This is a genomic window from Streptomyces sp. SID12501 (assembly GCF_010550245.1).
Lineage (GTDB): Bacteria > Actinomycetota > Actinomycetes > Streptomycetales > Streptomycetaceae > Streptomyces.
This window is the reverse complement of the sequence record NZ_JAAGLU010000906.1, coordinates 1-406: the sequence shown is the minus strand read 5'-3', so window position 1 is coordinate 406 and position 406 is coordinate 1. Positions and strand designations below refer to the sequence as shown.

Here is a 406-nt window from a genome sequence, read left to right as displayed (position 1 = left end):
CCGAGCGGCCGGCGAAGACGGCGGACCAGTCCACGCGGATGCCGTGGACGTGGGCGCGGGCGACGGCGGCGGCGAACGCGGCCGGTTCGGGGCGGTCGGCGCGCAGGGTCGGTACGAACACGGCGTCTGTGGCGCCGTCCTCGTCGCCCAGGCAGTCCTGGGCGAGGGCGGTGAGCACGCCGCCGGGGCCGACCTCGATGAAGGTGGTGACGCCGAGGGCGGCCAGGCCGCGTATCCCGTCGCGGAAGCGGACGGCTTCGCGGACGTGCCGGACCCAGTAGTCGGCGGTGCAGATCTCCTCGGCGGTGACGGAGGCGCCGGTGAGGTTGGAGACGATCGGGATGACGGGCGGCGCGTAGCGGACGGCCTCGGCGGCCTCGCGGAACGCGTCGAGCATGTCGTCCAT

General features: G+C 74.9%; 1 protein-coding gene. It reads right to left on the bottom strand.

Annotated features, from left to right (window positions below; genetic code table 11):
• A partial coding sequence (locus G3I71_RS49075; protein ID WP_164325471.1) for an acyltransferase domain-containing protein occupies nucleotides 1-406 on the bottom strand: 406 nt, incomplete at both ends.